Origin of the sequence: Micromonospora coxensis (genome assembly GCF_900090295.1) — a bacterium.
Classification (GTDB): Bacteria; Actinomycetota; Actinomycetes; order Mycobacteriales; family Micromonosporaceae; genus Micromonospora; species Micromonospora coxensis.
Genome location: NZ_LT607753.1, coordinates 6,207,827 through 6,233,654, shown reverse-complemented (window position 1 = coordinate 6,233,654; position 25,828 = coordinate 6,207,827). Strand labels below are relative to the sequence as shown.

Below are 25,828 nucleotides of genomic sequence, written 5' to 3'. Positions count from 1 at the left end.
CGTTGGTCGGCAAGCCGGGGCGGTACGACGGTCAGGAACGACCGAACGTGCTGTCGATGAAGTCGAAGAGTTCGTCGTCGCTGGCCTCGTCGAGGGCCTGGGCGACTCCCGGGGCGGCGGCGTCGCCGTCGAGGCGGGTGAGCAGCGCCCGGAGCCGCGCGGTGAGCGCCGCCCGGGTCTCCTCGTCGGCGGTCAGCTCGGCGAGGGTCTCCGCCGCGAACGCCGCCTCCAGCCGGGCCAGCTCGTCGAGGACGTCCGGGGCGGACCGGCCGGGACCGAGCCGGGACATCAGGTACCCGGTGAGCGTCTCCGGGGTGGGGTGGTCGAAGACCAGGGTGGCCGGCAGCGACAGGCCGGTCAGGGTGGTCAGCCGGTTGCGCAGGTCCACGGCGGTCAGGGAGTCGAAGCCCAGCTCGGTGAAGGACTGCCCGGCGCCGACGGCCGCCGCCGAGGCGTACCCGAGCACGTCCGCCACCTGGCCGGTGACCAGCTCTTCGACCAGCCGCCGGCGGTCCTCGTCGGACGCGGCGGCGAGCCGGTCCCGCCACCCGCCGCCCGGCGCCGCGCCGGCGGCGGCCCGCCGGGTGCGGACACCGGCCAGGCCGCGCAGCGGCGCCGGGAGGTGGTCGACGCTGGTGAGGGTACGCAGCGCGGCCAGGTCGAGCCGGACGGGCAGCAGCAGCGGCTGCCTGCTGCGCCGGCTGGCGTCGAAGAGGGCCAGCGCCTGGCCGGTGCCGAGCGGGGCGATGCCCTGGCGGGCCATCCGTTCCCGGCGGCCGGCGCCCAGGTCGCGGGTCATCCCGCTGTCCTGCTCCCACAGGCCCCAGGCCAGGCTGGTGGCGGCGAGCCCGGCGGCGCGCCGCTGGTGGGCGAGCCCGTCGAGGAACGCGTTGGCCGCCGCGTAGTTGCCCTGTCCGGGGCCGCCGAGCGGACCGGCGATCGAGGAGAAGAGCACGAACATCGGCAGGTGCAGGTGCCGGGTGAGGTCGTGCAGGTGCCAGGCGGCGTCGGCCTTGGGGCGCAGCACGGCGGCGATGCGCTCGGCGGTCAGCGCGGTGACGGTCGCGTCGTCGAGGACACCGGCGGCGTGCACCACCCCGGTGAGCGGGTGGTCGGTGGGGACGGCGGCCAGCAGCGCGGCGACCTGGTCACGATCGGCCACGTCGCAGGCGACGAAGCGGGCCTGCGCGCCGAGGCGGGTCAGCTCGGCGAGCAGGTCGGCCGCGCCGGGCGCGTCGCCGCCGCGCCGACCGACCAGGAGCAGGTGCCGGACCTTGTGCACGGTGACCAGGTGGCGGGCGACGAGGCCGCCGAGGGCGCCGGTGGCGCCGGTGACCAGCACGGTGCCGTCGGGGAGCAGGTCGACCGCGCCCGTCGGGTCCGGCTCGGCCGGCGCGAGCCGGGGTACGAGCAGCCGGCCGGCGCGCAGGGCGAGCTGCGGTTCGTCGCCGGCGAGGGCGCGGCCGAGCAGGTCGGCGTCGACCTCGCCGTCGAGGTCGACCAGCACGAACCGGCCGGGGTGCTCCAGTTGCGCCGAGCGGACCAGGCCCCAGACGGCGGCGCCGGGCAGGTCGGTCACCTCGCCCGTGGCGTCGGCGGGGACCGCGCCGCGGGTGAGCACCACGAGCCGCCGGTCGGCGAACCGGTCGTCGGCCAACCACTCCCGTACGGCGGTCAGGGTCTCGGTGAGACGGGTGCGGGTCGCGTCGAGGGGGTCCCCGGTCGGGGGGTCGCCGGCGGCGAGCAGCACCAGCCGGGGATCGTGCCGGCCGGTGTCGAGGGCGTCGGCGAGCGCGGGGAGCCCGCCGGGCAGCGCGGTGGCGGCCAGGCCGGCGGCGGCGTCGAGCGCCACGATCCCGCTCGCCGGTCGCGGCGGCAGCGGCAGCGGGGACCAGCGCAGGTCGAACAGGGGCAGGTCGGTCGGGTCGGTGGCGTCGAGCTGCTCGGCGCTCACCGGCCGGGAGACGAGCGAGTCGACGCGGGCGACGGGTGCGCCGGTCCCGTCGGCGAGGGTCAGTGACACCGCCGAGGCGGCCCGGGTGACCCGTACCCGCAGCAGGGTCGCGCCGACGGCGGTGAGCGCGACGCCCGACCAGGCGAACGGAAGTCGGGCCGTGGCGTCGTCGGTGTCGTCGGTGTCGTCGGTGAGGCCGACGACGTGCAGCGCCGCGTCCAGCAGCGCCGGGTGCAGACCGAATCCGGCGGCGGCGACGCCGTCGGGCAGCGCGACCTCCGCGTAGACGGCGTCGTCGGTACGCCACGCGGCACGCAGGCCGCGGAAGGTGGGCCCGTGGTCGACACCGAGCCGGTGCAGCTGCTCGTAGATCGGCGCGACCGGCACGGCGGTGGCGCCGGGTGGCGGCCACGTGGTCAGCGGCTCCGCCGGCTCGGCCGCGCCGGGCGCGAGCACGCCCTCGGCGTGCCGGGTCCAGTCGGCGTGCGGGTCGTCGGCGGGCCGGGAGTGGACGCTGACCTGGCGGCGGCCGTGCTCGTCGGCGGCGCCGAGGACGAGTTGCACCGCGCAGGCACCCTGTTCGGGCAGGACCAGCGGGGCGGCGAGGGTCAGCTCCTCCAGCGTGTCGCAGGCGGCCTGCGCGCCGGCGTGCAGCGCCATCTCCACCAGTGCCGCCCCCGGTACGACCACCGATCCCCACACCACGTGGTCGGCGAGCCAGGGCCGGGTCCGTACGGAGAGCCGGCCGCCGTGGACGCGGACGTCGTCGGTGGCGGTGACCAGTTCGGCGTCGAGCAGGGGGTGGGTGGTTGCCCGCACGCCGAGGCCGGAGGCGTCGGCGCCGGACGGGCCGGCGTCGAGCCAGTACCGCTGCCGCTGGAAGGCGTAGGTGGGCAGGTCGACGGTGCGGGGCTGGTGGCCGGTGTGGGTGAACCAGGGCGTCCAGTCGACGGGGGTCCCGGTGACGTGCAGGCGGGCCAGGGCGGTGACCAGGCTGCTGGTCTCCGGTTGGTCGCGGCGCAGGGCGGCGATGTGGTGGGTGGGACGGTCGGTGGGGGTGTCGGCCGCCATCGTCGTCAACGTGGCGTCGGGGCCGACTTCCAGGAACGTGGTGACCCCGGCCTGGTGCAGGGTGGCCACCGCGTCGCCGAAACGGACCGCCTGACGCACGTGCCGGACCCAGTAGTCCGGCCCGGCGATCTCTGCCGGATCGGCGATCCGGCCGGTCAGGTTCGACACGATCGGCAGCTTCGGCGCGTGCCAGTCCAGGCCGGCCAGGACCGTGCGGAACTGCTCCAGCATCGGCTCCATCAGGCTCGAGTGGAAGGCGTGACTGACCGACAGGCGCTTGACCCGCCAACCCCGCTCACCACACAACCGCGCAACCCGGTCCAGCTCGACGGCTGGGCCGGACAGCACGACCGACCGGGGGCCGTTCACCGCCGCAACGTCCACATCGCCTGCAGCGCCGGTATCGGTGCCGATGACCTCGCGAATCTCGGTCTCGCTCGCGGCCACCGCCAGCATCCCGCCACCGGCGGGCAGGGCCTGCATCAACGAACCGCGCGCCGCCACCAACGCGCAGGCATCCTCCAGCGACAACACCCCCGCCACATGCGCGGCCGCCACCTCACCGATCGAATGCCCCACCAGATAATCGGCGCTCACCCCGAACGAGGACAGCAGTTCGAACAGCGCCACCTCCACCGCGAACAACCCCGCCTGGGTGAACACCGTCTGATCCAACAGACCCGCCAGGTCAGTGCCGGGCTCGGCGAACACCACCTCCCGCAACGCATGGTCCAGCCGACCCTCGAACAGGGCGCACACCCGATCGAACGCATCCGCGTACACCGGGAACCGGGCGTACAACTGACGACCCATACCCGCACGCTGCGCACCCTGACCGGTGAACAGGATCGCCCGGCGGCCCGTCGACACCTGACCGGTGACGAGGGTCGCCGCGGGGCTCGACGGGGTGACCTGCTCGGGAGCGCCGTCGGCGAGGGCGTCCGTCAGGGCGAGGAGACCGTCGCGGTCGGTGGCGAGGAGCACGGCCCGATGGTCGAGGGCGGCGCGGGCGGTGGCCAGGGTCCAGCCGATCTCCACAGGCGACGTGGCGGGCTCCCGGCGGGCGAGCGCGGCCAGCCGGGCCGCCTGCCCGGCAAGGCCCTCGACCGACCGCGCCGACACCAGCCACGGCACCACCGGCAGGTCGGCGCCCGTTGCCGGCTGCGCGGCGCTCGATGCCGGCTGCGCGGCGGCCGGATCGTGCTGCGTCGGCAAATCCGAATCGGGCTCGGGCTCGGGCTGTTCGATGATGACGTGGGCGTTGGTGCCCGAGATCCCGAACGACGACACCGCCGCCCGACGCGGCCGATCCACCACCGGCCAACCCCGCGCCTCGGTCACCAACGCCACCGCACCCGCCGACCAGTCCACCTTCGACGACGGGGCGTCCACGTGCAGCGTCGCCGGCACCACACCGTGCCGCATCGCCTGCACCATCTTGATCACACCGGCGACGCCCGCCGCCGCCTGGGTGTGCCCGATGTTCGACTTGACCGAGCCGAGCCACAGCGGCCGGTCGGCCGGCCGGTCCTGCCCGTACGTGGCGAGCAGCGCCTGCGCCTCGATCGGATCGCCCAACGTCGTGCCGGTGCCGTGCGCCTCCACCACGTCCACGTCCACCGACGACAACCGCGCCGAGGCGAGGGCCTGACGGATCACCCGCTGCTGCGACGGGCCGTTCGGGGCGGTCAACCCGTTCGACGCGCCGTCCTGGTTCACCGCCGTGCCGCGCACCACGGCCAGGATCCGCCGGCCGTCGCGCCGGGCGTCGGAGAGCCGCTGCACGAGCAGCACGCCCACACCCTCGGCCAGGGCGGTGCCGTCGGCGGCGTCGGCGAACGCCTTGCAGCGGGCCGACATCGACAGGTTGCCCTGCCGGGTGAAGTCGACGAAGACGGCCGGGGTCGGCATCACCGTGACACCCCCGGCCAGGGCGAGGTCGGACTCCCCCGACCGCAGCGACTGCACCGCCAGGTGCAACGCCACAAGCGACGACGAGCACGCCGTGTCCACGGTGACCGCCGGCCCCTCGAAGCCGAACGCGTACGCCACCCGGCCGGAGCTGATGCTGCCGGCGTTGCCGAGGCCGAGGTAGTCGACGGCGCCGTCGGGCACGTCGGTGGCGCCGGCGGCGTAGCCGCCGTGGGTGAGGCCGGCGAAGACGCCCACCCGGCCACCCTTCAGGCCGGTCGGGTCCACCCCGGCCGACTCGAACGCCTCCCAGGACACCTCCAGCAGCAGCCGCTGCTGCGGGTCCATGGCCAGCGCCTCGCGCGGTGAGATGCCGAAGAACCGGGGATCGAAGTCGGCGGCGTCGTGGACGAAGCCGCCCTCGCGGACGCAGGAGGTGCCGGCGCGTTCCCCGGTCGGGTCGTACAGGTCGGTGAGGTCCCAGCCCCGGTCGGTGGGGAAGCCGCCGACCGCGTCACCGGAGGCGGCGACGAGGTCCCACAGCGCCTCGGGCGAGCTGACCCCGCCGGGGAAGCGGCAGGCCATCCCGACGATGGCGATCGGCTGTCGGGCCTCGTCCTCGACGTCGCGCAGCCGTTGCCGGGTCCGCCGCAGGTCGGTGGTGACCCTCTTCAGATACTCCCGGAGCTTCTCTTCGGTGTCCATCAACCTGACCCATCGCGGTGGCCGGCGGAGACCTGACGTAGGCGACGGTACGAATGCGCGAATTCCTCAAGCCAGATCGGTGATTTCCTTGAGCACAATTCAGCCGAGAGCCACGGGTCCCCTCTGCGGGGAAGCTATGGCGTCGCGATGACCTGCGACAACCCCTAACCCGTACGCCCGTCCGCTAGGGGTGTCCGGGCCCCGACGGGTCGGTTTAGCGTCCCTGTGATCGCCCCGGTGCCAGGTGTCCGGGCACCTCCGCTGGAAGGACCTCGTGAGAATGACCGACTCAGACAACGGCCTGTGGGTCCGCCGGTTCCATCCGGCGCCGGCCGGCGCCCCGCGGCTGGTGTGCCTGCCGCACGCCGGTGGCTCCGCGAGCTTCTACTTCCCCGTCTCCCGGGCCCTGTCGCCGGCCGTGGAGGTCCTCGCCATCCAGTACCCGGGGCGGCAGGACCGCCGGCTGGAGCCGTGCGTGGACAGCATCGGTGAGCTGGCCCGGCAGGTGTACGGGGTGCTGCGGCCGTGGCGGGACCAGCCGTTGGCGATCTTCGGGCACAGCATGGGCGCGACCCTGGGCTTCGAGGTGGCGAGGCTGATCGAGGCCGACGGCGGGACCCCGGTCGCGCACCTGTTCCCGTCCGGGCGGCGGGCGCCGTCCTGCGCCCGGCACGAGACGGTGCACCTGCTCGACGACGAGGGCCTGCTGGCCGACGTACGCAAGCTCAGCGGCACCAACCAGGCGGTGCTCGGCGACCCGGAGATGCTGCGGGCGGCGCTGCCGGCGATCCGCAACGACTACCGGGCCGCGGAGACGTACGCGTACACGCCGGGACCGAAGCTGAGCTGCCCGGTGACGGTGTTCACCGGTGACGACGACCCGAAGACCAGCATCGACGAGGCCAAGGCGTGGGAGCAGCACAGCACCGGCCCGTTCGACCTCCAGGTCTTCCCGGGCGGGCACTTCTTCCTGGCCCAGCACCAGCCGGCCATCCTGCGTACCCTCTCGACGGCCCTGACCCGCACGACGGTGGGCTGATCCGGCGCACGCACGACGCGGCCCCCGCCACCCGGGACGTACCCGGGGCGGCGGGGGCCGGCGTGCGTCACGGCTTGTGCGCGACGGCGATGACGTAGTCGAGCAGCGCCAGCTCCTTCTTGATCAGGTCCTCGTCGCGCCAGTGGTTGGCCATCCCCTTGACCGCGCTGCGGTCGGCCTCGGCCTGGAACGCCGGGTCGGAGGGGCGGGCGGCCTGGAACCGGCGCCACCCCTCCCAGGTGCGGTCCTGGATGGACTGCACGTCGGGGTTGACGAACCCGGCGGCGGCGAGTTGCTCGGCGTAGACGGCGCGGTCGTGCCAGTTCTCGTCCGGGATGCTGAACTTGACGAAGCTCAGCGGGCCGGAGCTGATCGACATCCGGGCGGTGTCGTTGCTGAGCGGGATGATGTCGGCGGTGGCGATGGTGCCGCCGGGCTTGAGCACCCGGAACGCCTCGGCGAAGAAGGCGCTGCGCGGGTAGAAGTGGAACGCCGACTCCAGCGCCACCACCCGGTCGAAGGTGCCGTCGGCGAAGGGCAGCGCGGTGGCGGTGCCGAGCTGGAACTCGGCCTGCTCGGCGAGGCCCTCCTGCCGGGCGCGCTGCTGGGCGTGCTCGACGTGCCGGGGGGTGACGTTGATGCCGTGCACCTTGGCCACCCGGCGCTCGCGCAGCCAGGCGAAGTCCTGGTCGCCGTAGCCGAAGCCGACGTCGAGCACGGTGTCGTCGGGCTTGAAGCCGGCGGCGTCGGCGAGCTTCGTGGCCAGCGCCGCGCCGGCCACGTCGAGGCTGGTCACCCCGTCCTCCCAGTAGCCGACGTTCATGTAGCGGGTGGTGCGGGCGGCGAACTCCACCCCCGGGGACTGGATCTCGTAGAAGCGCCGGACCCGGGTCACCGGGTCCTTCGTGGCCAGGGTGCGGATGACCCGGCCGAGGGTGCGGAGGTTCTCCAGCATGTCTACTCCTTGAGCGGGATGGTCAGGGGTGCAGGGCCCGGGCGGAGACCTGCTGGCGCAGGTCGTCCACCAGGGCGGCCAGGCCGTCCGGGCCGGCCGCGACGCCGAAGACGTAGAAGTCGGGCCGGATCAGCGCGCCGTCGGCGTCCACGCCGGCCAGCCAGGTGAGGTGGACGCCGTCGAGGTCGACGACGTCGGTGCCGGCCGCGTCGGTGGGCGCGGCGGCGTCGGCGGGGCGGACGGTGACCCGCCGGGCGCCGAGGGTGTCCAGGAACGCCACGGCGTCGGGGCCGAGCGCGGGCGCGTCCGCGCGGGTGAGCAGCACGAAGCCGGTGCCGACCACGTCGTCGAAGCGCCCGGTCCGCCCACCGGCGGTGACCCGGCCCTGGGGTGCGGGTTCCCCGGCGTGCGGGGCGGGCGTGCCGTCGGGGCCGCGGTGCAGCACGCCGTCGACGACGGCCTCGCGCAGCGACCGCGCGTGCTTCTGCTGGGTACGGCGGCGCAGCGCGGCCAGCATCACCGCGTCCCGGCCGGAGGCCTGCTTCGGGTCGGTCTCGCAGATCACCGTGCCGGAGTCGATGGACATCCGGATGGCGTGCTGCACGTGCGCCCGCCGCTCCACCTCGTACGAGTCCAGCAGCGCGTCGTCGGCGATGCCCCGGTGCACCAGGTCCAGCTTCCAGGCCAGGTTGATCACGTCGCGGAAGCCGGAGCTCATGCCCTGGCCGAGGAAGGGCGGCATGACGTGGGCCGCGTCCCCGGCGAGCAGGACCCGGCCGGCGCGCCACGTGTCGGCGTAGCAGGCCTGGGTGGTGTAGACGCCGTACCGGTCGAGCCGGGCGGTGTCGGGAGTGATGTCGAACAGCCCGAGCAGCCGCCAGACGCTGGCCTCGGTGCGGAACTCCTCCAGCGTCTCCCCCGGCACCCGCATGAACTCCCAGCGGCGGTGCCCGGGGCCGGCGGAGACGGCGGTGCGGGGCCGGGCCGGGTCGCAGATCTGCAGGTTGTTGGGCTTGAACTCGTGCGGCTCGTGCAGCACCACGTCGCAGACCAGCCAGTCGTGGGTGAAGCCCAGGTCGGTGACGGTGCTGCCGAGCCAGCGGCGCACGAAGCTGTTCGCCCCGTCGCAGCCGATCACCCAGTCGGCGGTGAAGGCGTGCGTGGCGCCGTCGGCGGCGACGGCGGTCACGTCGACCCGGTCGCCCCGGTCGGCCAGCTCGGTCACTTCCAGGCCGCGCAGCACCTCGACGCCGGGCAGGGCGGCGGCCCGCTCGGCGAGCGCGGCCTCCAGGCCGGGCTGGTAGAAGGAGACGGAGTCGGGCCAGCCGGCGGGTCCGTCCTCGGCGACCTTGACGTGCAGCAGGGTACGGCCGAAGCCGTTCTTCCAGGTGTACTCGCCGGACAGCTCGCACACCGGGTCGAGGGCGTCGCCGAGGTCGCAGGTGGCGAGGATGCGGCTGGCCTCGCCGTCGTAGGACACCGCGCGGGGCATGCTGTACGGGGTGACCCACTTCTCCACCACCCGTACGGTGAAGCCGCGCCGGGCCAGCAGGATCGCCGCCACCTGGCCCACCGGGCCGTAGCCCACGATCAGTACGTCCGTCATCGCCGTTTCCTCGTCCGTGCGCGTCGGGCCCGGCATCAGAGCCCGAGTTCCGTGTCGATCAGGCTGAAGATCTCGTCGTCGCTGGCCTGGTCGAGGTCCAGGTCGTGGTCGGTGGCGGACGCGCCGCGCATCGTCCGCCACTTGGCGACCAGCACCTCCAGCCGCGCCGCGACCTGGCTGTGCAGCTCCGGCTCCACCACCGTCTCGGCCAGCGACCGTTCCAGGCCCTCCAGCTCGGCGAGGATCGCCGGGACGGCCTGCGCGCCGTCGGGCACCAGTTGGGCGCGCAGGAAGCCGGCCAGCGCGGTCGGGTCCGGGTAGTCGAAGATCGCCGTGGCGGGCAGCCGGTGCCCGGTGGCCTCGGTGAGCCGGTTGCGCAGCTCGACCGCGGTCAGCGAGTCGAAGCCGACCTCGTTGAACGCCTGCGCGGGCCCGATCGCGTCCGGGGTGGCGTGGCCGAGCACGGTGGCCGCCTCGGCGCGGACCAGGTCCAGCAGCAGGGCGGACTGTTCCGGGCCGGTGAGCGCGCGCAGCCGGCCGGCCAGGTCCCGGCCGCCGGTGGCGGCCTCGGCGCGGGCCCGGGGGCGTTCCCGCCGGACCAGGCCCCGCATCAGCGCCGGCACGGTGGCCCGGCCGGCGAGGGCGGACACGTCGACGCGGGTGGGCACCAGGTGCTCCTCCGGGGCGGCCAGCCCGGCGTCGAACAGCGCCATGCCGAGGTCGGAGGGGATGGCGACCTGCCCGTCGCGGGCGGTGATCCGGGGGTCGGCGCGGTCCAGCCCGGCGGTCATCGCGCTGGCCTGCTCCCACAGGCCCCAGGCGTACGACTGGGCGGGCAGGCCGGCGCCGCGCCGCCGCCGGGCCAGGGCGTCCAGGTACGCGTTGGCGGCGGCGTAGTTGCCCTGGCCGGGGACCCCGAACACCCCGGCGCCGGAGGAGAAGAGCACGAACCCGGCGAGGTCGAGGTGGCGGGTCGCCTCGTCGAGGTGCCGGGCGGCGTCCACCTTGGGCCGGAAGACGGTGTCGATGCGCTGCGGGGTGAGCGCGGTGACCACCCCGTCGTCGAGCACCCCGGCGAGGTGCACCACGGCGGTGAGCGGGTGGGCGGCCGGCACGGCGGCGACGAGCCGGTCCACCGCGTCGCGGTCGGCCACGTCGGCGGCGGCCACGGTGACCGTGGCGCCGAGGGCGGTCAGCTCGGCGGTCAGCTCGGCCGCGCCGGGGGCGTCCGGGCCGCCGCGGCTGGCCAGCAGCAGGTGGCGGACCCCGTGACCGGTGACCAGACGGCGGGCGACCAGCCCGCCGAGCAGGCCGGTGCCGCCGGTGACCAGGACGGTGCCGTCCGGCGCCCACGGCGTCGGCACGGTGAGCACCACCTTGCCGACGTGCCGGGCCTGCTGGACGTAGCGGAACGCGTCGGGGGCCTGCCGGACGTCCCAGGCGCGCACCGGCAGCGGGGTGAGCGTCCCGGCCGCGAACAGCTCCATCAGCTCGACCAGCATCCGCTGGATCCGGGCCGGGTCCACGGTGGTCAGGTCGTACGCCTGGTAGGCGACGCCGGGGTGGTCAGCGGCGACCCGGTCGGGGTCGCGCAGGTCGGTCTTGCCCATCTCGACGAACCGGCCGCCGCGGGGCAGCAGCCGCAGTGACGCGTCGACGAACTCCCGGGCGAGGGAGTCGAGCACCACGTCGACGCCGCGCCCGCCGGTGACGGCCCGGAAGTGCGCCTCGAAGTCGAGGGTGCGCGACGAGGCGAGGTGGCTGTCGGGGACGCCCATCGCCCGCAGCACCGGCCACTTGCCGGGGCTGGCGGTGGCGTACACCTCGGCGCCGAGGTGGCGGGCGAGCTGGACGGCGGCCATGCCGACGCCACCGGCGGCGGCGTGCACCAGCACCGCCTCGCCGGAGCGCAGCCCGGCCAGGTCGACCAGCCCGTGGTACGCGGTGAGGAAGACCACCGGCACGGACGCGGCCTGCGCGTACGTCCAGCCGTCGGGCATCGGCACCAGCAGCCGGCGGTCGGTGACCGCGACCGGGCCGAAGCAGCCGACGAAGACGCCGAGCACCCGGTCGCCGGGGCGCAGGTCGGTGACCTCGGCGCCGACCTCGGTGACCACGCCGGCCGCCTCGCCGCCGGGGGGCCCGGGGTCGCCCGGGTAGAGGCCGAGCGCGTTGAGCACGTCGCGGAAGTTCAAACCGGCGGCGCGGACCCGGACCCGCACCTCCAGCGGGCCGAGCGGCACGTCGGCGGCGTCGGTGGCGGCCAGGACGAGGGTGTCGAGGCTGCCGCGCGCCGGCGCGTCGAGCCGCCAGGCGGTCGCGGTGGCCGGCGGGGTGAGCGTCGTCGCCTCGGCGCGGCGGGCCAGCCGGGGGGCGTACGGGGTGCCACCGCGCACCGCCACCTGGGGTTCGCCGGTGGCGAGGACGGCGGCGAGCTGGCCGGCGTCCGGCGGGGTGTCGGCGTCGAGCAGGACGAACCGGTCGGGGTGCTCGGACTGGGCGGAGCGGACCAGTCCCCAGGCGGTGGCGGCGTCCGGGTCGTCGACCTCGGCGGGGCTGTGCACGCCCACCGCGCCCCGGGTGAGCAGGACCAGCGGGGTGCCCGACCAGCGGGGGTCGGCCAGCCAGCCCTGCACCAGGGCGAGGGCTTCGGCGGCGACGGCCCGGGCCCGGTCCCCGCCCGCCGGCTCGTGCACACCGGCGGCAGTGCCACCGGTGGTGGCCGTGCCTGCCGTGCCCGGAACATCCCCCGGACCGGCAGCGGCGACGGTGCCGGTGGCCGCGTCACCGTCGCCGGCGGCGGTCCCCGGGGCGAGGGCGGCGGCGTCCGAGGCGGCGAGGGCGACGTCCGGAGCGGCGGCGACGTCGGGGCCGGTGGAGTCGGGGGCGGTGGAGGGGAAGGCGGTGGGCCGGAACAGCGGGACGAGGACGGCGTCGGGCAGGGGTGCGCCGGCGTCGACGGCGCGGGCGAGCGCGGCCGGGTCGGCGTGGTGCGGGAACGCGCCGACGGCCCGGCCGAGCGCCACGACCCGGGCCGGCGCGACCGGCTCCGGCGCGGCCAGGGGCTGCCAGTCGAGGCGGAACAGCGCGTCGTCGACGGCGGCGTCCCGGGCGGCCAGTTCGGCGCGGGAGATCGGGCGCATGGCCAGCGACCCGACCTCGGCCACCGGCGCGCCGGTGGCGTCGGCGACGGTCAGCGCGATGGCGTGCGGCGCGACCCGGGTGATCCGGACCCGCAGCGCGGTGGCCCCGGCGGCGTGCAGGGTGACGCCGTTCCACGCGAAGGGCAGCAGCAGCCGGTCCGGACCGGCGTCGCCGAGGCCGCCGAAGTGCGCGGCGTGCAGGGCGGCGTCGAGCAGGGCCGGGTGCAGGGCGTACCGGTCGGCGTCGGCGCGCGGCGCGGCCGGCAGCTCCACCTCGGCGTACACCTCGTCGGCGGTGGTCCACACCGCGCGCAGGCCCTGGAAGGCGGGCCCGTAGCCGTAGCCGTCGGCGGCGAGGCCGGCGTAGAAGTCGGTCAGGTCCGCCGGGCGGGCGTCGCGCGGCGGCCAGGGGCCGGACCCTTGCGGCGAGGCGGCTCGGGCGGCGCTGAGGCTGCCGCTGGCGTGCCGGGTCCACGGGGCGCCGGGCGGGCCGTCGGCGGGACGGGAGTGCACGGTGACCGGGCGGCGGCCGTCGTCGGCGGCCGGGCCGAGCGCCACCTGCACCTGGGTGGCCGCGTCGTCCGGCAACGCCAGGGGCGCCTCGATGACCAGCTCGTCGAGGACGGGGCAGCCCACCTCGTCGCCGGCGCGCAGGCACAGCTCGACCAGCCCGGTGCCCGGCACCAGCACGGTCCCGGAGACCCGGTGGTCGGCCAGCCACGCCGGGGCGGTGGCGGCGAGCCGGCCGGTGAACAGGTGCCCTCGGGTCTCGGCCAACGTCACGGACGCGCCGAGCAGCGGATGGCCGGAGGTGTCCAGCCCGGCCGCGCCGACGTCGCCGGGGCCGGTCACCGGCCGCGGCCAGTAGCGGCGGTGGGTGAAGGCGTAGGTGGGCAGGTCGACGCGGCGGCCGCCGGCCAACGCCGGCTGCCAGTCGACCGGCACACCGCGCACGTGCAGCTGGGCGGCGGAGAGCAGGAACCGGGCCCGGTCGCCCTGGTCGCGGTGCAGCGAGCCGACGACCACGGCGTCCTGCTCGGCCAGCGTCTCCTCGACGCCGACGGTGAGCACCGGGTGCGGGCTGCACTCGACGTACGTGTCGTGGCCCTGGTCGGCCAGCGCCCGGACCGCCTGCTCCAGCTCCACCGGCCGGCGCAGGTTGCGGTACCAGTAGTCGGGGCCCATCTCCTCGCCGTCGAGCCAGCGCAGGTCGGTGGTGGAGAACAGCGGCACCGCCGCCGGGCCGGGGGTGATCGGCGCGAGGGCCTCGGCCAGCTCGTCCCGGATGCGCTCCACCTGGGCGGAATGCGAGGCGTAGTCGACGGCGATCCGGCGGACCCGGGCCCCGTCGGCGGCCAGCTCGTCGAGGAGTGCGACGACGGCGTCCTCGTCGCCGGAGACCACCACGGCGGCCGGACCGTTCACGGCGGCCACCGCGATCCGGTCGCCGTGGCGGGCGATCCGCTCGCGGACCGTGTCGGCGGGCAGCGCCACCGAGGCCATCGCCCCGTGCCCGGCCAGCGCCCGGATCGCGCGGCTGCGCAACGCCACCACCCGGGCGGCGTCGGGCAGGGAGAGCACCCCGGCGACGCAGGCGGCGGCGATCTCGCCCTGCGAGTGGCCGACCACGGCGTCGGGCTGGACGCCGTACGAGCGCCACAGCTCGGCCAGCGACACCATCACCGCGAACAGGACCGGCTGGACCACGTCGACCTGGTCGAGGCCGGGCGCGCCGGGGGCCTGGCGCAGCACGTCGCGCAGGGACCAGTTCAGGTACGGCCGCAGCGCGGCGTCGCAGGCGGCCATCCGCTCGGCGAAGACGGGGGCCTCGTCGAGCAGGTCCAGCCCCATGCCGGGCCACTGGGAGCCCTGGCCGGGAAAGACGAACACGCACCGGCCGGTGGGGCGGGCGTCGCCGCGTACCAGCTCGGGGGCGGGACGGCCGTCGGCGAGCGCCTCGAGGACGGCGGCGACCCGGTCGGGGTCGGCGCCGACCAGCACGGCCCGGGAGTCGAAGGTGGCCCGGGTGCCGGCCAGCGACCAGGCCACGTCCAGGGACGGCTGGTCGGGCCGCTCGGCGAGGTGGGCACGCAGCCGGCGGGCCTGCCCGGCCAGCGCCTCCGGGGTACGCGCGGACAGCAGCCACGGCAGCGCCGTCGCGTCCCGCGCCCCGGCCGGCGCGGCAGCGGACGCCGGCACGGCAGCGGACGCCGGCACGGCAGCGGACGCCGGCACGGCAGCGGACGCCGGCACGGCGGCGGTCGACGGCGTTGGCGCGGCAGCGTCCGCCGGCGCGGCGACGGTCGCCGGCGACGGCGCGGCGACGGTGCCCGGCAGCGCGACCGGGCCGTCGGGCGTGGCGGGTTCGGGGGCGGCGGGTTCGGGGGCGGCGACCGCCTCGACGACGACGTGGGCGTTGGTGCCGGAGATGCCGAACGAGGACACCCCGGCGCGGGCCGGACGGTCGGCGCGCGGCCACGGGCGGGCCTCGGTGAGCAGTTCCACCGCACCGGCGTCCCAGTCGACGCGGGAGGTGCGCCGCTCGGCGTGCAGGGTGCGCGGCAGCCGGCCGTGCCGCATGGCGAGGACCATCTTCAGCACCCCGGCGACACCGGCCGCGGCCTGGGTGTGCCCGAGGTTGGACTTGACCGAGCCGAGCAGCAGCGGCGGGGCGTCGGCGGGACGCCGGCCGTAGGTGGCCAGGATCGCCTCGGCCTCGATGGGGTCGCCGAGCGGGGTGCCGGTGCCGTGCGCCTCGACGGCGTCCACGTCGGCCGGTTCGAGCCCGGCGGCGGCCAGCGCGGCCCGGATCACCCGCTCCTGCGACGGCCCGTTGGGGGCGGTCAGCCCGTTGGACGCGCCGTCCTGGTTCACGGCCGTGCCGCGCACCAGGGCGAGGACGGGGTGTCCCCGGCGGCGGGCGTCGGAGAGGCGCTCCACCACCAGCACCCCGACGCCCTCGGACATGCCGAAGCCGTCGGCGTCCTCGGCGAACGCCTTGCACCGGCCGTCCGCGGCGAGGCCGCGCTGGCGGCTGAACCCGGTCAGCCCGGCGGGGCTGGACAGCACCGACACGCCGCCGGCCAGGGCGAGGTCGCAGTCGCCCTGCCGTAGCGCCTGCACGGCCAGGTGCAGCGCCACCAGGGACGCCGAGCAGGCGGTGTCCACGGTGACCGCCGGCCCCTCCAGCCCGAGGGCGTACGCGACCCGGCCGGACAGCACGCTGCCGGCGGTGCCGGTGAGCAGGTGCCCCTCGTCGGCGGTGGTCTCGCCGTCGTCGGCGGCGACGCCCGGGGCGATCTGGTCGGCGTAGTCCTGGCCGTGGGTGCCGGCGAACACGCCGGTGCGGCTGCCGCGCAGGGTGCCCGGGTCGATGCCGGCCCGTTCGAGCGCCTCCCAGGAGGTCTCCAGCAGCAGCCGGTGCTGCGGGTCCATGGCCAGCGCCTCGCGGGGGCTGATGCCGAAGAACGCGGCGTCGAAGTCGGCGATGCCGGTGAGGAACCCGCCCGCGCGCACGTAGGTGCGGCCCGGCGTGCCGGGGACCGGGTCGTACAGGTCGGGCCAGCCCCGGTCGGTGGGCAGGTCGCCGATGACGTCCCCGCCGGCGTCGAGCAGCCGCCACAGCTCGTCGGGTGAGCCGATGCCGCCGGGGAACCGGCAGGCCATGGCGACGACCGCGACCGGCTCGTCGAGGGCGACGGTGCCGGCGTCGACGACCTCGGTGGCGGTGGTGCCGAGCAGCCGGGCGTGCAGGTGCGCGGCGAGCAGCTCCGGGGTGGGGTGGTTGAACACGGCGTGCGGGGCGAGCCGGACGCCGGTCACGGCGGAGAGCCGGTTGCTCAGCTCCACCGCCATCAGCGAGTCGAAGCCCAGCTCCTTGAACGGCCGGCGCGGCTCGACCTGCTCGGGGCCGGCGTGCCCGACGACGGTGGCGCACCGGGCGCGGACCAGGTCGAGCAGCAGGGCGGCCCGCTCGGGCTCGCCGAGGCCGGCCAGCCGGTCGGCGAATCCGGTGGCGGCGGCCGGCGCGGGCGCGGCGTTGACGGCCCGGCGCGGCGGCGGGGGCAGCAGCGCCCGCAGCAGCGCGGGCACCTCGCCGGAGGCCCGGACGGCGGCCAGGTCCAGCCCGATCGGGACCAACGCCGGCCGGTCGGCGTGCAGCGCGGCGTCGAGCAGGGCCAGGCCGGTGGCGGTGGCGAGGGGGCGGGTGCCGCCCCGGGCGAGGCGGGCCAGGTCGGCGGGGCCGAGCCGGCCGGCCATCCCGTCCTCGGCGGCCCACAGGCCCCAGGCCAGCGCGGTCGCCGGCAGGCCGTGGGCGCGGCGGTGCGCGGCGAGGGCGTCGAGGAACGCGTTGCCGGCCGCGTAGTTGCCCTGCCCGGGGCTGCCGAAGGTGGCCGACGCCGAGGAGAACAGCACGAACGCGGCCAGGTCGAGGCCGGCGGTCAGCTCGTGCAGGTGCCACGCGCCGTGCACCTTGGACCGCAGGGCCCGCTCCCAGCGGGCCGCGTCGAGGCCGGTGAGCAGCGCGTCGTCGGTGGCTCCGGCGGCGTGCACCACGGCGACCAGCCGGTCGGCGAGCGGGGCGACGACCTCGGCGAGGGCCGCCCGGTCGGCGACGTCGGCGGCGACCGTCCGCACGCTCACCCCGGCGTCGACCAGCGCGTCCATCCAGTCCGCCCAGCGGCCGGCGCGGCTGAGCAGCACCAGTTCGGTCACGCCGTGGACGGCGGCGAGGTGGGTGGCGACGTGCCGGCCGATCCCGCCGGTGCCGCCGGTGACCAGCACGGTGCCGCCGGCCAGCGCCGGCAGCGGGCCGGCCGCGCCCGGCGCGGGCGGGCCGGCGGTGGGGTGCTCGACGGGGCGCAGCCGGGGCAGCAGGGCACGGCCGTCGCGGACGGCCACCTCGGGCTCGTCCGTCGCGACGGTCAGGGCGGCCCGCACGGCGGTGTCGTCGGCCGCGTCGAGGGCGAGCAGCAGGAACCGGTCGGGGTGCTCGGCCCGGGCGACCCGGACCAGCCCGGCGACCGGGGCGTGCACCGGGTCGTCGGCGCGCACGGCGACGGCGAGCCGGGTGTTCTCGGCGCGGGGGTCGTCCAGCCAGCGCTGGAGCACGCCGAGGGTGTCGAGGCCGACGGTGTGCGCGCGGTCGGGCACCGGGCGGTCCGGATCCCCGTCGCCGACCCGCAGCACCAGCACCGGCGGCAGCGGCCCGTCCGGGGGCACGCCGTCTGCGAGGGTCCAGGCGGGCACCGGCGTGGCCGGGGCCGTGGCGGGCAGCCAGTCGACGGCGTACAGGCCGGCGGGGGCGGCGTCCGGCGGAGGCGGCGGGGCGTCGGCCGGTGGCGCCACGTGGCGCAGCACCACCCGGTCGACGTCGAGCACCGGCGCGCCGGCGTCGTCGACGGCGCTGAGCGTCACCGCGTCCGCCCCGGCGGGGGCCAGGCAGACCCGCAGCGCGTGCGCGCCGGTGGCGTGGACGCGCACCCCGGACCAGTCGGTGGGCACCGGCCGGCCGCCGGAGTCCGGGTCGGCGGTGGCGAAGTCGGCCAGCGGCAACAGGCGCAGGGCCGCGTCCAGCACGAGCGGGTGCACGCCGTACCGCTCGGCGTCGGCGTCGCGGGCGTCGTCGGGCAGGCGTACGTCGACGAAGAGCCGGTCCCCGGCGACCCACGCGGCGCGGGCCGGCTCACCGGCGAGGGCACGCCGGCGCGGGGTGTCCAGGTCCACCGGCCGGGCCCCGGCGGGCGGCCACGCCGGGACGGTGGTGGCCGGGCCGGCGGTCGGGTCGGCCGGGGCGAGCACGGCCTCGGCGACCTCCCGCCACGGCTGGCCGTCGGCGGCCCGGACGTGGCAGCGCGCCACCCGGCGCAGGTGCTCGTCCGGGGCGTCGACGGCGACCTGCACGTCGACGGCGAGTTCCGCCGGCAACGGCACCGGGGCGGGCACCCGCAGCCGTTGCACGGTCGGGGTGTCGAGGAGTCCCCCGAGGTGGGTGAGCATGTCCAGCACGGCGGTGGCGGGCAGCAGCGCCGGGCCGCCGTCGGGCGCGACCAGCCACGGGTGGGTGGTCGCGGCGAGCCGGCCGGTGCAGACGACCTGCCCGGTGCCGGCGACCGGCAGCACCGCGCCGAGCAGCGGGTGCCCGGCGTCGGCGAGCCCGACGTCGGCCGGGCCACCGGCCACCGCCGAGTACGGCAGCCAGTAGTGCCGCCGCTGGAAGGCGTACGTGGGCAGGTCGACCCGGCGGCGCGGGCCCGCTCCGGCGAGCGCGGCGGTGCGCACGGCGACGCCCCGCACGTGCAGCCGGGCGACGGCGGCGAGCAGGTCCCCGGGTTCGCCGTCGACGGTGCGCACGGCGGGGACGAAGGCCAGGTCGTCGGTGTCGGTGGCGAGGCAGTCCTGGGCCATCGCGGTGAGCACCCCGCCCGGGCCGATCTCCAGGAAGGTGGTGGCCCCCTGCTCGCGCAGGGCGCGCATCCCGTCCAGGAAGCGGACGGTGCCGCGTACGTGAGCCGTCCAGTAGTCGGGCGAGCAGAGCCGGGCCGCCTCGACCGGGCGGCCGGTCAGGTCGGACACCACGGGCAGCTGCGGGGTGCGGTACGTGAGGCCGGCGGCCACCTCCCGGAACGCGTCGAGCATCGGCTCCATGCGCGGGGAGTGGAACGCGTGCGACACCCGCAGCCGGCTGGTCCGCCGGCCGGCGGCGCGCAGGGTGGCCGCGACGGCGAGCACGGCGTCGGCGTCGCCGGAGAGCACCACGCTGGTCGGGCCGTTGACGGCGGCGAGGCCCACCCGGTCGGTCAGGTGGGCGGTGACCTCGGCCTCGTCGGCCTCGACGGCGACCATCGCGCCCCCGTCCGGGAGTTGCTGCATCAGCCGGGCCCGGGCGGCCACCAGCGTCGCCGCGTCGGCGAGGGAGAACACCCCGGCCACGTGCGCGGCGGCCAGTTCGCCGACGGAGTGGCCGAGCAGCACGTCGGGGCGTACGCCCCAGGACTCCAGCAGCCGGTACAGGGCCACCTCGAAGGCGAACAGCGCCGGCTGGGTGTAGAGGGTCCGGTCGAGCAGGGCGGCCAGGCCGTCGCCCTCGTCGGCGGCGACGACGTCGGCGATCGGGTGCGGGGCGTGCCCGGCGAGGCAGCGGTCCAGCTCGGCGCAGGCGGCGTCGTACGCGCCGGCGAAGACCGGGTACGCGGCGCGCAGCCGCCGCCCCATGCCGGGACGCTGGCCGCCCTGCCCGCCGAAGAGCAGGGCGAGCCGGCCCTCGGTGACCCGGCCGGTGAGCACGGCGGCACCGTCGGGGTCGACGTCGCCGCGGGCCAGCGCGGTCAGCCCGGCCCGGGCGGTGTCCGGGTCGCCGGCCAGCACCACGGCCCGGTGTTCCAGGGCGGCGCGGGTGGTGGCCAGGGCGTGCGCCACGTCGGCCGGATCGGCGTCCGCGCCGGGGCCGTCGAGCCAGGTGAGCAGGCGGGCCGCCTGGTCACGCAGCGCCTCGCCGGTGGCGGCGGAGAGCGGCCACGGCACGGCCGCCGGGCGCACGTCGTCGGTGTCCCGGCCGACGGTGTCGGGCGCGGCGGCACTGGCGGGCGCAGCGGCACTGGCGGGCGCAGCGGCACTGGCGGGCGCAGCGGCGTCCGGGGTGGCGGTGCCCGGGACAGGGGCGGCCGGGACGGCTAGGGCTGGCGTCCGGTGCGTCGTGGCGGGCGGTGCGGCGTGGCCTGCGGGGTGCGGCGTGGCGGTGGGCGCCGGGTCGGCCGGGGGCGCCTCGACGATGACGTGGGCGTTGGTGCCGCTGATGCCGAACGACGAGACGCCGGCCCGCCGGGGCCGGTCCACGTGGGGCCACGGGCGGGCCTCGGTGAGCAGGTGCACCGCGCCGGCGGACCAGTCCACCTCGGACGTCGGGGCGTCCACGTGCAGGGTGCGCGGCAGCGTCCCGTGCCGCATGGCGAGGATCATCTTGATCACCCCGGCCGCCCCGGCGGCGGCCTGGGTGTGGCCGAGGTTGGACTTCAGCGAGCCCAACGCCAGCGGCGCCGCGTCCCCGCGTCCCACGCCGTACGTGGCGAGCAGCGCCTGCGCCTCGATCGGGTCGCCGAGCCGGGTGCCGGTGCCGTGCGCCTCGACGGCGTCCACGTCGGCGGCGGTGAGGCCGGCGGCGGCCAGCGCCCGGCGGATGACCCGCTCCTGGGCGGGGCCGTTGGGGGCGGTGAGTCCGTTGGAGGCGCCGTCGGAGTTGACCGCGCTGCCGCGCAGCACGGCGAGGACCCGGTGCCCGTCGCGGCGGGCGGTGGAGAGCCGTTCCAGCAGCAGCACGGCGACACCCTCGGACCAGCCGGTGCCGTCGGCGGCGTCGGCGAACGCCTTGCACCGGCCGTCGGGGGCGAGCCCGCGCTGCCGGCTGAACTCGACGAACGCCTGCGGGGTGCCCATCACCGCGACCCCGCCGGCCACCGCCCGCACACAGTCCCCGGCGCGCAGCGCCTGCGCGGCCAGGTGCAGCGCGACCAGCGACGACGAGCAGGCGGTGTCCACGGTGACCGCCGGCCCCTCCAACCCCAGCGCGTACGCCACCCGGCCGGAGACGACGCTGCCGGCGGTGCCGACACCGAGGTAGCCCTCCGTGCCGGGCGGCGCCTGGCGCAGGTTGGCGGCGTAGTCGTGGTGCATGACGCCGGTGAAGACACCGGTGGCGCTGCCGCGCAGCGAGGTCGGGTCGATGCCGGCCCGTTCGAACAGCTCCCAGGAGGTCTCCAGCAGCAGCCGCTGCTGCGGGTCCATGGCCAGGGCCTCGCGCGGGCTGATCGCGAACAGGGTGGCGTCGAAGTCCCCCGCGTCCGGCAGGAACCCACCGACGCGCACGTACGACGTGCCGGGCTGGTCGGGGTCGTCGGCGAACAACCGGGTCAGGTCCCAGCCCCGGTCGGCGGGGAAGCCGGTGAGCCCCTCACCGCCCCGCGCGACGAGGTCCCACAGCTCCTCGGGGGAGCCGATCCCGCCGGGCAGCCGGCAGGCCATGGCGACGACGACCACCGGGTCGTCCACGTCGGCGCCCGCGACCGGGGCGACCGGGGCGACCGGGACGTCCGGGGCGGCGCCGCGCAGCCGGGCGGCCAGGTGCCGGGCGAGGGCGTCGGGGCTCGGGTGGTCGAAGGCGGCGGTGGCGGAGAGCCGTACCCCGGTGGCCCGGGCGAGCCGGTCGCGCAGCGCGACCGCGCCGACGCTGGTGAAGCCGAGTTCGGTGAAGGCGCGGCCGGGGCGGACCGCCGCCGCGCCGGGCAGGCCGGCGACCTCGGCGGTGGCGGCCCGGACCAGGTCGAGCACGAGCCGGTCCCCGTCGGCGCCGGTCAGCCGGGCCAGCCGGCGGCGCAGCACGGCGGCATCCGGCTCGCCGTCGACGCCGTCGCGGGCCGGCGCGCGCCAGGCGGGGTGGGCCGCGACGGCCCGGTCGGCCGCGACGGCCAGCAGCACCAGGTCGCCGCCGTCGTGGGCGACGTCGAACGCGGCGAGCCCGGCCCGGACGGCCGTGCCGCCCTCCCCCGCCGCGGCGTCGCCGGTCGTGCCGAGCAGCCGGGCGGGCAGCCCCGCCGCGCGACGGCGGGCGAGAAGGGCGTGCAACGCGCCGACGGCCGCCGCCGCCCGCTCCCCGCCGGCCGTGCCGAGCAGCACGGCCGCCGGGACGGCGACGGTGAACGCCGTGGCGGCGGCGTGCCGGGTCCGGGCGTCCAGCGCGGCGGCGAGGGCGAGCAGCCGGGCGACGGCCGCGTCGTCGTCGAGGTCGGCGTCGGACGGGCAGAGGAAGACCGCGCCGACCGGCTCGTCGGGCCCGGCCGGCCCGAGCCCGTCGCCGGCCGGCAGCGCGACCACCGCGACGGCCTCGGCGCCGGCGTCGGTCAGGTCGGCGACCAGCCCGGTCGGGTCGCCCGCGTCCGGCCTCGAGGTGGCGGCGTCGGCGGGTGGCGAGGTGCCGGGCCGTACGGCGGAGGAGCCCGCGTCGTCGCGGGCGGCGTCGGTGGTCGGGCCGGTGGTCAGCAGCCGCAGCCGGCGGGCGCCGTGCGCGGCGGTCAGGTGCCGGGCCAGCGCCGCCCCGGCCCGCGCGTCGACGCCGGTGACCACCGTGAGGGCGGCCGGGTCGACGACGGTCGCCGGTCGCGCCGCCGAGCCGGCGGGGGCCGGTGCGAGGACCGGGTGCCGGGCGGCGCCGCCCCGCAGGGCGAGCTGCGCCACGCCGGCGTCGACGGCGGCCGGCAGCAGGGCCGACGAGCGGTCGTCGGCGTCCCGGTCGACCAGCACGATCCGGTCCGGGTACGCCGCCTGGAGGCTGCGCCCCACCGCCCAGGTGACGACGCCGGCGGGCACGAGGTCCGGGTCGTCGGCCCGGTCCGGGGTGGACGCGTCCACCGCGCCGGTGGTCAGCAGCACCAGCCGGGCGGCGGCGTGCCGGTCGTCGGCGAGCCAGCCGCGCACCCGGTCGGCGAGCTGCGGCGCGTCACCGTCGAGCAGCACCGTCACGTCCGGCACGTCGGGGTGTCCGCGCAGCGCGGCGAGGTCCGGGTGGGCGGCGAACCGGTCCCCGTCGGCGGTCGGGCGCAGCAGCGCGACCAGTGCCTCGGCGTCGGCGCCGACGACCGCCCAGCGGCGGCCGGTCCGGGCCGGTACGGCGGTCAGGTCCAGCGGTCGCCAGGAGATCCGGCTGGCCGACTCGTGGTGGGCGGCGTTGATCGCGCGCAGCCGGGCCGGGCGCGCCAGCAGCAGCCGGCGGGTCACCTTGCCGGAGGCGGTGCGGGGAACCTGCCCGATCTCGTACAGCTCGTCGGGGACCTTGTAGTAGGAGAGCCGCTCCCGGCACGCGGCGTACGCGGCGCGGGGGTCGAAGCCCTCCGGCCCGGGAACGACGAACGCCACCGGCACCTCGCCGAGCACGTCGTGCGGGCGGCCGGTCACCGCCACGTCGGCGACGCCGGGCACCGCGCGCAGCGCCTCCTCCACCTCGGACGGGTGGACCTTCTCCCCGCCCCGGATGATCAGCTCCTGGTGCCGGCCGGTGACGAAGAGGTTGCCGTCGGCGTCGCGGCGGGCCAGGTCACCGGTGCGGTACCAGCCGTCGCGCAGCGCGGCGGCGGTCACCTCCGGCAGGCCGTGGTAGCCGAGCATCACGCTCGGCCCGCGTACCCACACCTCGCCCTCGGCGCCCGTCGGGACGTCCAGGCCGGTCTGCGGGCTGACCAGCCGCACCTGCACCCCCGGCACGGGCAGCCCGCAGGAGCCGTCGACCGGGGGCCGGTCCGGCCGGCTGATCGCGATCGACCCGCAGGTCTCGGTGCTGCCGTACGCGTCGAGCAGCGGCGCGGCGAAGACCTCGCGGAACGCGGTGCGCAGCGCCGCCGTGGTGATCGCCCCGCCGACCAGGCAGACCCGCAGGGCGGGGGCGCGGAAGCCGGTGTCGCGGGCGGCGGAGATCAGGTGGTGGTACATGGCCGGCACGCCAGCCAGCACGGTCGCCTCGTCGGACGCCACGGCGCGCAGCACGTCGTCGGCGGAGAAGCCGTCGACGATCCGGGCGGTGGCGCCTACGGCGGTCACGCTGAGCACGCAGCCGATGTGGGACAGGCTGTGGAACAGCGGCAGCGGCCAGACCACCCGGTCGTCCGGGGTGAGGCCGGGGATCGGGACGTAGCAGGCGGCGACGGACCACAGGCAGGTGCGCTGGGTGGACAGCACGCCCTTGGGCCGGCCGGTGGTGCCGGAGGTGTAGAGCATCCAGGCGACCTCGTCGAGGCCCAGGTCGTCGCGCGCGTCGACGCCCGGCTCGGCGTCGGCGAGGTCGCGCCAGGCCGCGACACCGGCGGGCGCGGGGTCGTCCCCGGTCACCCAGATCCGCAGGTACGGCCGGTCCGCGCGCAGCCGCAGCAGCTGCGCCAGGTGTTCGGGGTCGGTGACCACCAGGACCGCGCCGGAGTCGTCCAGCAGGTGGGCCAGCTCCGCGTCGGTGCTGCGCGGGTTCAGCGGCACACCGACCGCGGCGGCCCGGGTGACGGCCAGCCACGTCTCGACCGTCTCCACCCGGTTGCCCAGGCAGAAGGCCACCCGCTCGCCACGGGCCACCCCGGCCGAGGCGAGGTGCCCGGCCAGCCGGCGGGTCCGTGCCTCCAGGTCGGCGTACCCGACCGCGCGGCGGTCGTCGCGGAACGCGACCTTGTCCCCGAACCTGTCGGCGTGGGCCCTCAGCAGCGCGGGCAACGGCTGGACCAGGTCGCTCCGAAGCATGTCACCACATCCGTCCGTCGGCGAAACTCCTCATCCGCGGCGTAGACCTCGCTCGCCGTAACGGTGCAATCCTTCCGAGCGCCCTGCCGCCGACCTACCCCTGTCACCCCCTAACCCGTCCCCAGATCCGGCCGTCGGCCGACCGGCGCGAGCGGCGGCGGGGGCGATGATGGGTCGACCCGCGCAGACCGTCGTGCCCGTGCTCCGCCCGCCGTCAGTCGAGGTGCCGTCGTTGGAACGCTCGTGGTTGTTCGCCCACCTGGCCGTGCCGGCCGGTGGGTGCCCGGACGCCCGGGTGGCCTCGCTGGTCGGGACCGTGCTCACCGACCTGGTCGCCACCGCCCGCCGCGCCGACCCGGAGGCGCAGTGGTTCTACGACCGGGTCGACTCCCCCGCCGGGCCGCGGGTCAGCCTCGGCGTCGTCGCCGGGCCGGGCGCGCTGGACGCGGTACGGCGACGACTGCGGGCGTACGACCCGCAGGTCGCCTTCGCCGCCGACCCGTACGCCGTGCGCGACGCCGCCCGGGGCGGCCCGCTCGCGTCGGCGGCCAGCGACCTGGCCCTGGCGCTGCTCGGCGGGGAGACTCCCTGGCTGGCCGGCGCCGAGTTGGCGCTGGCCGTGACCCACCTGCGTCACCTCTGCGACCTCATGCCGGCGGCCGACCGGTTGGCGTTCCTCTTCCTGCACTGGCAGGACCGCAGCCGACGGCTCACCGGGGCGCACCGGCGGGAGCTGGCCGCGCAGGCGGACATCGGGGCGGAGAAGATCGTGCTGGCCGCCGGGGACCTGCCGCTGACCGGCGCGGTCGCCACCGCGTGGCGGCGCTACCTCGACCGGGTGGCCGACGTGGTCGACCGGGACGAGAGCACGTCGCCGCCGCGCGGGTTCCTGCTGGCGCACCACGCCCAGCTCACCCACGAACGGTGGGGCATCGGCCCGGACGTGGACTCGCTGGCCGCGCTGGCGCTGCGGCTGTCGATGGTCCGCGACCGGCCGGCCGCCCCGACCCCGAGTCCCCCCGCACCGAGGAGGCCGCAGCCCCATGCATCCGTCCGCGCCTGAACGTCCCGTCAGCGACCCGACCCGACCGGCGACCCCCGTGGACGTGCCGGCGCGGACCGCCCGGGTCGCCGCCGTGGGGGCGGGACCGGAGTCGACCGTGCCGGCCGCCGCCGT

General features: G+C 77.2%; 6 protein-coding genes. 2 read left to right on the top strand and 4 right to left on the bottom strand.

Translation table 11 applies throughout. The features are described from left to right. Nucleotides 1–31 precede the first annotated feature (31 nt). Complete coding sequence (locus tag GA0070614_RS28345) at nucleotides 32–5,641, bottom strand: type I polyketide synthase (RefSeq protein WP_197701357.1); 5,610 nt, start codon at nucleotides 5,639–5,641, stop codon at nucleotides 32–34. A 280-nt stretch (nucleotides 5,642–5,921) separates the two neighbouring features. Between GA0070614_RS28345 and GA0070614_RS28340 the strand changes: the two genes are divergently transcribed. Beyond that, complete coding sequence (locus GA0070614_RS28340; protein ID WP_269459463.1) at nucleotides 5,922–6,680, top strand: thioesterase II family protein; 759 nt, start codon at nucleotides 5,922–5,924, stop codon at nucleotides 6,678–6,680. Nucleotides 6,681–6,747: 67 nt separating this feature from the next. Here the strand turns inward: GA0070614_RS28340 and GA0070614_RS28335 are convergent, their stop codons facing one another. The 3 genes from GA0070614_RS28335 to GA0070614_RS28325 are packed head-to-tail and all read right to left on the bottom strand — an operon-like array spanning nucleotide 6,748 to nucleotide 24,651. Beyond that, entirely contained in the window at nucleotides 6,748–7,635 is an 888-nt protein-coding gene (locus tag GA0070614_RS28335; RefSeq protein ID WP_088978813.1) for an SAM-dependent methyltransferase, read from the bottom strand. Nucleotides 7,636–7,657: 22 nt separating this feature from the next. Then, nucleotides 7,658–9,241 carry a bifunctional 3-(3-hydroxy-phenyl)propionate/3-hydroxycinnamic acid hydroxylase MhpA gene (gene mhpA, locus GA0070614_RS28330; RefSeq protein ID WP_088978812.1) on the bottom strand — a complete coding sequence of 528 codons (1,584 nt, stop codon included), beginning with the start codon at nucleotides 9,239–9,241 and terminating at the stop codon, nucleotides 7,658–7,660. A 35-nt stretch (nucleotides 9,242–9,276) separates the two neighbouring features. Beyond that, nucleotides 9,277–24,651 carry a type I polyketide synthase gene (locus tag GA0070614_RS28325; protein WP_088978811.1) on the bottom strand — a complete coding sequence of 5,125 codons (15,375 nt, stop codon included), beginning with the start codon at nucleotides 24,649–24,651 and terminating at the stop codon, nucleotides 9,277–9,279. 223 nt (nucleotides 24,652–24,874) lie between these two features. On the opposite strand from GA0070614_RS28325, the gene GA0070614_RS28320 reads away from it, so the two are divergent. Next, the gene (locus GA0070614_RS28320) at nucleotides 24,875–25,714 is read left to right on the top strand and encodes a hypothetical protein (RefSeq protein WP_231933787.1); all 840 of its coding nucleotides are present in this window, start codon (nucleotides 24,875–24,877) and stop codon (nucleotides 25,712–25,714) included. Nucleotides 25,715–25,828 lie beyond the last annotated feature (114 nt).